The sequence below is a fragment of the bacterium genome (assembly GCA_030247525.1).
Taxonomy (GTDB): Bacteria; Electryoneota; JAOADG01; order JAOADG01; family JAOADG01; genus JAOTSC01.
Genome location: JAOTSC010000177.1, coordinates 1 through 6,573 on the forward strand (window position 1 = coordinate 1; position 6,573 = coordinate 6,573).

A 6,573-nucleotide genomic window follows, 5' to 3' on the forward strand; every position below is an offset into this window, starting at 1 on the left:
CTTCGTCCATCACTAACAATCTTACGTAAAAAATTCGAAGATTTCTCGCTGGAAGAAATTTTAAACGAGAACGAACCATTCATAGACTCTAACGATAATTGGGAGCGGTTCGCAAAGCTTCGCGATCAAATCGCCGATATGCAATTCCAGTTAGGCGGGGATTTGCCTGCACATTTGCAAGACGCGCTCGATAAAGGATTCGAGAAAATTCACTATCAGATGAACCGGCAGCTTGAAATTGGTAAACGTTTTTACGACGAAAAGAGCGGCAATCGTAAGAAGCGCTGGCATCACGCCCGGATGGAATTGGGCATCGGCGGCGAACCCCAAGAACGTCGAAAAACCTTATTGGAAGCAGTTATGGAGTGGGGCAATGAGGGAATTGCGGAAATGCATGCGTTATTTTCGGCGAATCGGGCAAACGGCGTAATAATAGTACGGGAGCAAACAAATGGCTGATGTATTGGTTGTCTCGGCACATCCTGATGATGTCGAGCTGGCGTGTGCTGGAACGGTTGCGAAATACGTCAATGCGGGAAAAACTGTCGCACTCTTCGATCTTACTCGCGGCGAGTTAGGTACCCGTGGAACACCGGAACAACGGTTACAAGAAGCTTCCGCCGCTGCGAAAGTATTGGGCGTAACAATCCGCGAAAATGCCGGTTTACCCGATGGTAGGATCAGTGATGCCAGTGAAACGCAGAAACTGGCGATTATCTCGGCGATTCGACGTCATCAACCGAAAATACTCATGTATCCTTATCCTGAAGATCGTCATCCCGACCATGGCGCTTGCGGTAGATTGTGCGAGCAAGCAAGTTTTCTGGCAGGATTAACAAAAATTGTTGATGGGAATGTACCACATCGTCCTCAACTCAAGTTTGCTTTTCATCAAGCGTGGGAGCAGAAAACTACTTTTATTGTCGATGTAACGGACACGTGGGAAACGAGGATGGCAGCAATGCGTTGCTTTCAGTCGCAGTTTCACGATCCGAATTCCCAAGAGCCAGAAACTTGGATTGCTTCATCGGATTTTTTGGAGGGGATAGAAGCGCGCGGCAGAAATAATGGCTTCAAAATCGGAGTGAAGTATGGGGAATCGTTCTGGCACCGTGGACCGTTACCAGTGCTCGATCTCATGACACTCTTCCCCGAATCGAAAAGACACGTATAAGCCTCCGGTTACAATACAATTAGATACAAAGAAAAACCGCGATCCTGTACATCGCGGTTCTTTATTTTGCTCGATTCGACTACTTCTTTCGTTTCTTCGTTACCGGTTGCTTGCGGCGCAGTAAGTACAATCCGCCGAGAAATATTCCAACCGATAACATCTGGGAAACAGTCACCGCGGAACCCAAATCGGAAAATGGTTTCATGCTCGATTCATACCATCGGATCGACTCAATAAGAATTCGTACCGGACCGTAAATAGTAAGATACAAACCAAACAATTGCCCCGGTTTCTTGAGCCACCGCTCGGCATACAACAAAACAAACACTGTGAGCAACGCGGCGAGTGACATATATAACTGGGTTGGCTGTACAGGAGTGTCGGGAAACTGCGCTCCTGCTGGACAAGTAGATGGAAACACGACTGCCCATGGAAGATGAGAGGGGAGACCAAAACAACATCCGTTGAGGAAGCATCCGATTCTCCCGAAAAACTCTCCGACCGCCAATCCGGGAACAAGAATATCGGTTAATGTAAAGAGCGGAATTTTTTTGAGGCGGGAATATAGTATTAGTGCAGCAATTGCAAAAATAACCCCACCCAATAACACCAAGCCGGCAATACCGATTGTACCATCACTTTGAATGGGGCTAATTGTATCGAGCCATCGTCCCCGGAAATCGTCGAGGTGAGTGACGATATAGAGAAAACGTGCGCCAAGCAGCGAAGAGATTAAAATCCAAAGCGATGCATCGTAGACAATTTCACGCGAGAAACCACGATTATCCGCGCGGCGGGCCGATAGCCAAATGCCGAATGCGAATCCGAGAAAGACCATCAAACCGTAACTATGCAGTGCAAATGGGCCGATCCGAAATAGTTCCGAGTGCATAGTTAATCCGGCTTTCCTGCAAGTACCACTACAATTTCCCCTTTCACTACCCTCTTCTCAAAAACTGCTTGTAATTCGCCGAGTGTCCCGCGAACCGTTTCTTCAAATTTTTTCGACAGCTCCCGTACAACACAGCAACGACGCTCTGTTCCGCAGACTGCGATTAACTCGGTGAGAAGTTTTTGCAGGCGTTGCGGTGACTCATACAATACGACAGTTCTTCGCTCATTTGCGATTTCGAGTAATCTCGTCTGTTTACCAGTCCTTGGTAAAAATCCCTCGAAAACAAACCGATGCACCGGCAAACCACTAATAACCAGAGCTGGTATAAGTGCCGTAGCACCGGGCAGACACTCGACTGGAATGTTCTCCGACAATGCCGCTCGAACAATGGAAAAACCGGGGTCGCTGATCGAGGGGGTGCCCGCCGACGAGATAACAGCTACCAGTTTACCCGCTCGCAATTCGTTGAGTAGCCTTTCTAACCGCCGACTGTAATCACCTTGTTCATGATAACAAATGACGGGAGCCGTAATCCCTAATTGACTGAGGAGGTAGCGGGAATGATTGGGGTCTTCAACAGCGATGACTTCGGCAGCTTGCAACACCTCTTTCGCGCGAATCGTGAGATCGCCCATATTACCGACCGGAGTCGGTACTAATACTAAGCGACCATTTACATTCGGTTCAAGATCCGGCATCGCGGGCATACAAAAAATCGGTTCCTACCGAGCGATTTTGAATTTTCGCAATAGGCGGCGATACCCGTTTGTAATGGGAGGTAGCGATACGGCGTTCGATACTTTTCGCAATCGCTGCCGGGAAACCGCTCTGAATCAACTCATCCATTGACAATCGTAAATCGACTCGGTGGTAGAGATAGCGGTCGGCATCGTCGTAAGAAAAACCGAGCTCGTTTTCATCGGTTTGACCATCCCAAAGATCGGCGGTGGGTGGTTTTTCCCAAATCACAGGGGGAAGATTCAACTGTTTCGCCAATGCAACAATCTGGCATTTGTACAAATCGCCAATCGGGCCAAGCGACCACGCGCCATCGCCGAACCATGTCGAATACCCAAGCAGAATTTCGGTTTTATTCGAAGTGCCGATAACAAGCGCTTGTTCGCGCATCGCGATATCGAAGAGCACCGCCATTCGCAACCGGGCGAACAAATTTCCTTTGCGTAATGCACTCATCTCATCGCTAATGTATCCATCCGCCATCGGTGTTATCTCAATGCGAGTCACCGGAAGGTGGATCGCATCTGCGACAAGCCGGGCATCGGCTTCGCTGGCAGGCGAGGAGCCTCTATAGGGCAACATAACACCGAGACAGTTCTCACTGCCAAACGCTTGCACCATCAGCGCTGCTACCACGGCGCTATCGATGCCGCCGGATAAACCGACGACGGCTTTTTGATAGCCAACACGGGTTGTTTCTTCGCGCAGAAACGAAACTAATAAGCGCGACAACGTTGGAAAATGCAACGTGGGCGGTAACGGTAACGACATTGTCTTTACGAAATCCAAATTGAATAATTTACCGGTCTAAACAACGATACTGGATTGCTTCAGCGATGTGAGCGGGCGTGATTTTCTCTGCTCCCGCTAAATCGGCTATAGTACGGGAAACGCGAAGAATCCGGTCGTGCGTGCGCGCCGACAAGTTCAATCTTGTAAATGCTTCCCGCAACAAGGTAAGTCCGGATTGGTCGAGTTCACAGTATTTCTGTAAATCCCGCGAGCCTAAATCAGCATTGCGATAGACTCCGCGTTTCCCGTGGTAGCGTTCGAGCTGGCGGGTACGCGCTGTCTGGACGCGGGTTCGTACAACATCGGAGCTTTCGCCGGGAGACATTTGCGCCAAATCTTCCGGGGTAACTCCCGGCACTTCGATTTGTAGATCAATGCGGTCGAGTAATGGGCCGGAAAGTTTTCTGCGGTAACGCATGACCTCGGCTGGAGTACACCGACACTCCTTTTTACGGTCGCCGAGAAACCCGCAGGGACAAGGATTCATGGCAGCGACCATCATAAATCGCGACGGAAATGTGAGAGAAGACTGAGCACGTGAAATAGTTATCTTCCCATCTTCGAGTGGTTGTCTGAGAAGCTCTAATACTCCCGCTGAAAACTCCGGAAACTCGTCGAGAAAGAGCACACCGTGGTGTGCGAGCGATACTTCGCCAGGACGTGGTATCGCACCACCGCCAACCAAGCCGGCGTCGCTGATCGAGTGATGGGGATTGCGAAAGGGGCGGGCGGGAAGTATTGCCGTATGCGCGGAGAGCTGTCCGGCTACCGAATGAATACGTGTTGCCTCGAGTGCTTCCTCTAAGCTCCATTGCGGGAGTATCGTCGGTAAACGCTTTGCCAGCATTGTTTTGCCTGAACCGGGCGGCCCGATGAACAGTAGGTTATGTCCACCAGCAGCCGCGATTTCAAGTGCGCGTTTTGCAGTATGTTGTCCCTTCACTTCCGATAAATCAACATCGAATACCCGGGCTTCGCGAAAATATGCGTCGCGGTCGATTTGTACCGGTTGAATTGCCTGCATGCCATTCAAAAACTCGGCAGCGGTTTGCAGCGAATCCACCGGATACACTTCGATCCCAGAAATCATCGCCGCTTCTTTCGCATTTTCCTCAGGGACGAGAACCCCACGGAGGCCTTGTTGCCGCGCCATGAGTGCAATCGATAACACGCCTTGCACCGGCCGAACTTTTCCCTCCAACGCCAATTCACCGACGGCAACAAGTTCGGTTAGCCGTTCGCCGCGGATTTGTCCGCTTGCCGCCAAGATCGATAAGGCAATCGGTAAATCGAACACAGGCCCTTCTTTGCGGAGATCAGCCGGAGCTAAATTCACGATGATGCGTTTCAGAGGAAAAATGTAGCCAGAGTTTTTGATGGAAGCGGGGACTCGTTCTTTCGCCTCCTTAACGCCTTGGTCGGGCAATCCGACTATTACAATTCCATTCGGGAGCGCCGGTTCGAGGTGTACTTCCACTTCGATTGGTTGGGCGTCGATGCCGCTCAAAGCGGCGGATAGGGCTTGTCCGAGCATGAGGTCAACCGTATTGTGATTAGATTCGATGGAAAATACGGCAGTTTCAAATCTTATGCAACGCAATCAATCATTTAACTGAATAAAAGCAACGGCGGGCTCGACGGCGATTCGGTCTCGTCGATAAGAAGAATACACGGGAGTACAACGGGAACAGATCCCGGAATCTTCAATTTGTTGAGGCTTGATCCCGATGTATGCAAGCTTCGTTTGGATGGTCGCGATTAAATCGACATACCACTTGCCATCACGATGTATGATAGCAGTGGGAGGAAAGGAGTCGAGAATCTCTTCACTCACCTCAAAACAATCAGTACGAATTCCGGGACCAATGCCGATACGAATAGATTCCAGAGAAACGCCCAATTCTTTGTGCGCAGCAGCAATCATGTTTTCTGGTAAACCTGCGACAATACTGCGCCAACCGCAATGTGCAACGCCAACAGCATGAACTTCCGGCGCAAAAAAGTACAGCGGAATGCAATCGGCATGAGTTGTACATAGCACGAGATGTTTTGCCATCGTCCATAGTCCGTCGGTAGCGGGAATCGCCGTTTGCGGCGAGTATGCACCTCGTCCGGCATCGGTCGCTGTTACAGTTTCGACGTGATTTCCGTGGACTAATTCCGCCCAAACCGTTTGTGTGAGCGCAAGATTGAGCGATTGAAAGAATCGTTCGCGATTACGAGTGCATTCGGAAACTGGTAGGCGATTGAAGGACATGCCGCCATCTTCGCGTTGAGAAAATCCAAGCGAAATCTTCTCCTGAGATTCCAACAGTGGCAATCCGGGAAACACTCGATTCAGTGGCGAGGTTACTTTTGACATTTGGGACAATGGTAGGTGCCGCGACCGTGATACATATCTTTCTGAATCGCGGAACCGCAAGTGTGACATGGCTCGCCAGCACGGTCGTACACGGTGAGTTGCGATTGAAAATTACCCGGTTTCCCATCGGCGCCGCGAAAATCGGAGAAGGTCGTTCCTTCCGCCGCGACCGCTTCCTGCAGCACCGCAATTATCTCACGATAGATCCGCTTCGTTTCCGGTTTCGTTATCCGCTCGGCAATTCGATATGGCGAAACCCGCGCCCGGAAAGCAATTTCACAGGCATAGATATTCCCGATTCCAGCAAGAAATGATTGATCGAGTAGTACATCTTTGAGCGCACACTTCCGGGCTTGAAATTTCTCGTACAGCAATTTTTCATCGTAGGAATCGTTCACTGCATCGGTGAGCGCAGCGATATCTTCCGGTATCGATTCATAGTATGCGAGACGGCCGAGTGTCCGCGAATCGGCGTACCACAAGCGTTTTCGGGTTTTGGCAAATTGGAGAACGAAGCGCGTGTAATCCGGTTGTTGTAAACCATATTCGAGGTGTCCGGTCATCCGAAGATGAACATGAAAAAAACCGGAAGGTTCCAGTTGGAAGAAGAGG

The 6,573-nt window shown here is 50.2% G+C and carries 8 protein-coding genes; 2 read left to right on the forward strand and 6 right to left on the reverse strand.

Going from position 1 to position 6,573, the window contains the following annotated elements; genetic code table 11:
* Both OEM52_12910 and bshB1 read left to right on the forward strand, forming a co-directional pair.
* Window positions 1-459: hypothetical protein (locus tag OEM52_12910; GenBank protein MDK9701040.1), on the forward strand; the 459-nt coding region annotated here is incomplete at its 5' end.
* Window positions 452-1,174, forward strand: coding sequence for a bacillithiol biosynthesis deacetylase BshB1 (bshB1, locus tag OEM52_12915; GenBank protein MDK9701041.1), 723 nt, complete (start codon window positions 452-454; stop codon window positions 1,172-1,174). The genes OEM52_12910 and bshB1, both read left to right, overlap by 8 nt.
* Window positions 1,175-1,253: 79 nt before the next feature.
* Here the strand turns inward: bshB1 and lgt are convergent, their stop codons facing one another.
* The 6 genes from lgt to OEM52_12945 all read right to left on the reverse strand — a co-directional run.
* A complete protein-coding gene (gene lgt / locus OEM52_12920) occupies window positions 1,254-2,066 on the reverse strand; it encodes a prolipoprotein diacylglyceryl transferase (protein ID MDK9701042.1) in 813 nt (270 codons plus the stop codon).
* A 2-nt stretch (window positions 2,067-2,068) separates the two neighbouring features.
* On the reverse strand, window positions 2,069-2,776 hold the full coding sequence (gene rsmI, locus OEM52_12925; protein MDK9701043.1) for a 16S rRNA (cytidine(1402)-2'-O)-methyltransferase: 708 nt from the start codon (window positions 2,774-2,776) through the stop codon (window positions 2,069-2,071).
* Window positions 2,754-3,578: an NAD+ synthase gene (locus OEM52_12930; protein MDK9701044.1), complete on the reverse strand. Its 825-nt coding sequence runs from the start codon at window positions 3,576-3,578 to the stop codon at window positions 2,754-2,756. Before OEM52_12930 ends, rsmI begins: the two co-directional genes overlap by 23 nt.
* A 28-nt stretch (window positions 3,579-3,606) precedes the next feature.
* Window positions 3,607-5,133, reverse strand: a complete 1,527-nt coding sequence (locus OEM52_12935) for a YifB family Mg chelatase-like AAA ATPase (GenBank protein MDK9701045.1) — start codon at window positions 5,131-5,133, stop codon at window positions 3,607-3,609.
* A gap of 66 nt (window positions 5,134-5,199) precedes the next feature.
* Window positions 5,200-5,961 carry a polyphenol oxidase family protein gene (locus OEM52_12940; GenBank protein ID MDK9701046.1) on the reverse strand — a complete coding sequence of 254 codons (762 nt, stop codon included), beginning with the start codon at window positions 5,959-5,961 and terminating at the stop codon, window positions 5,200-5,202.
* On the reverse strand, window positions 5,949-6,573 hold a 625-nt coding region (locus tag OEM52_12945), incomplete at its 5' end, for a hypothetical protein (GenBank protein ID MDK9701047.1). The genes OEM52_12945 and OEM52_12940, both read right to left, overlap by 13 nt.

What these genes read in the sequence shown, in the direction of transcription:
- bshB1 (MDK9701041.1), top strand. Translation starts at nt 452, where the DNA reads ATGGCTGATGTATTGGTTGTCTCGGCACATCCTGATGATGTCGAGCTG.
- lgt (MDK9701042.1), bottom strand. Translation starts at nt 2,066, where the DNA reads ATGCACTCGGAACTATTTCGGATCGGCCCATTTGCACTGCATAGTTAC.
- rsmI (MDK9701043.1), bottom strand. Translation starts at nt 2,776, where the DNA reads ATGCCCGCGATGCCGGATCTTGAACCGAATGTAAATGGTCGCTTAGTA.
- OEM52_12930 (MDK9701044.1), bottom strand. Translation starts at nt 3,578, where the DNA reads ATGTCGTTACCGTTACCGCCCACGTTGCATTTTCCAACGTTGTCGCGC.
- OEM52_12935 (MDK9701045.1), bottom strand. Translation starts at nt 5,133, where the DNA reads ATGCTCGGACAAGCCCTATCCGCCGCTTTGAGCGGCATCGACGCCCAA.
- OEM52_12940 (MDK9701046.1), bottom strand. Translation starts at nt 5,961, where the DNA reads ATGTCAAAAGTAACCTCGCCACTGAATCGAGTGTTTCCCGGATTGCCA.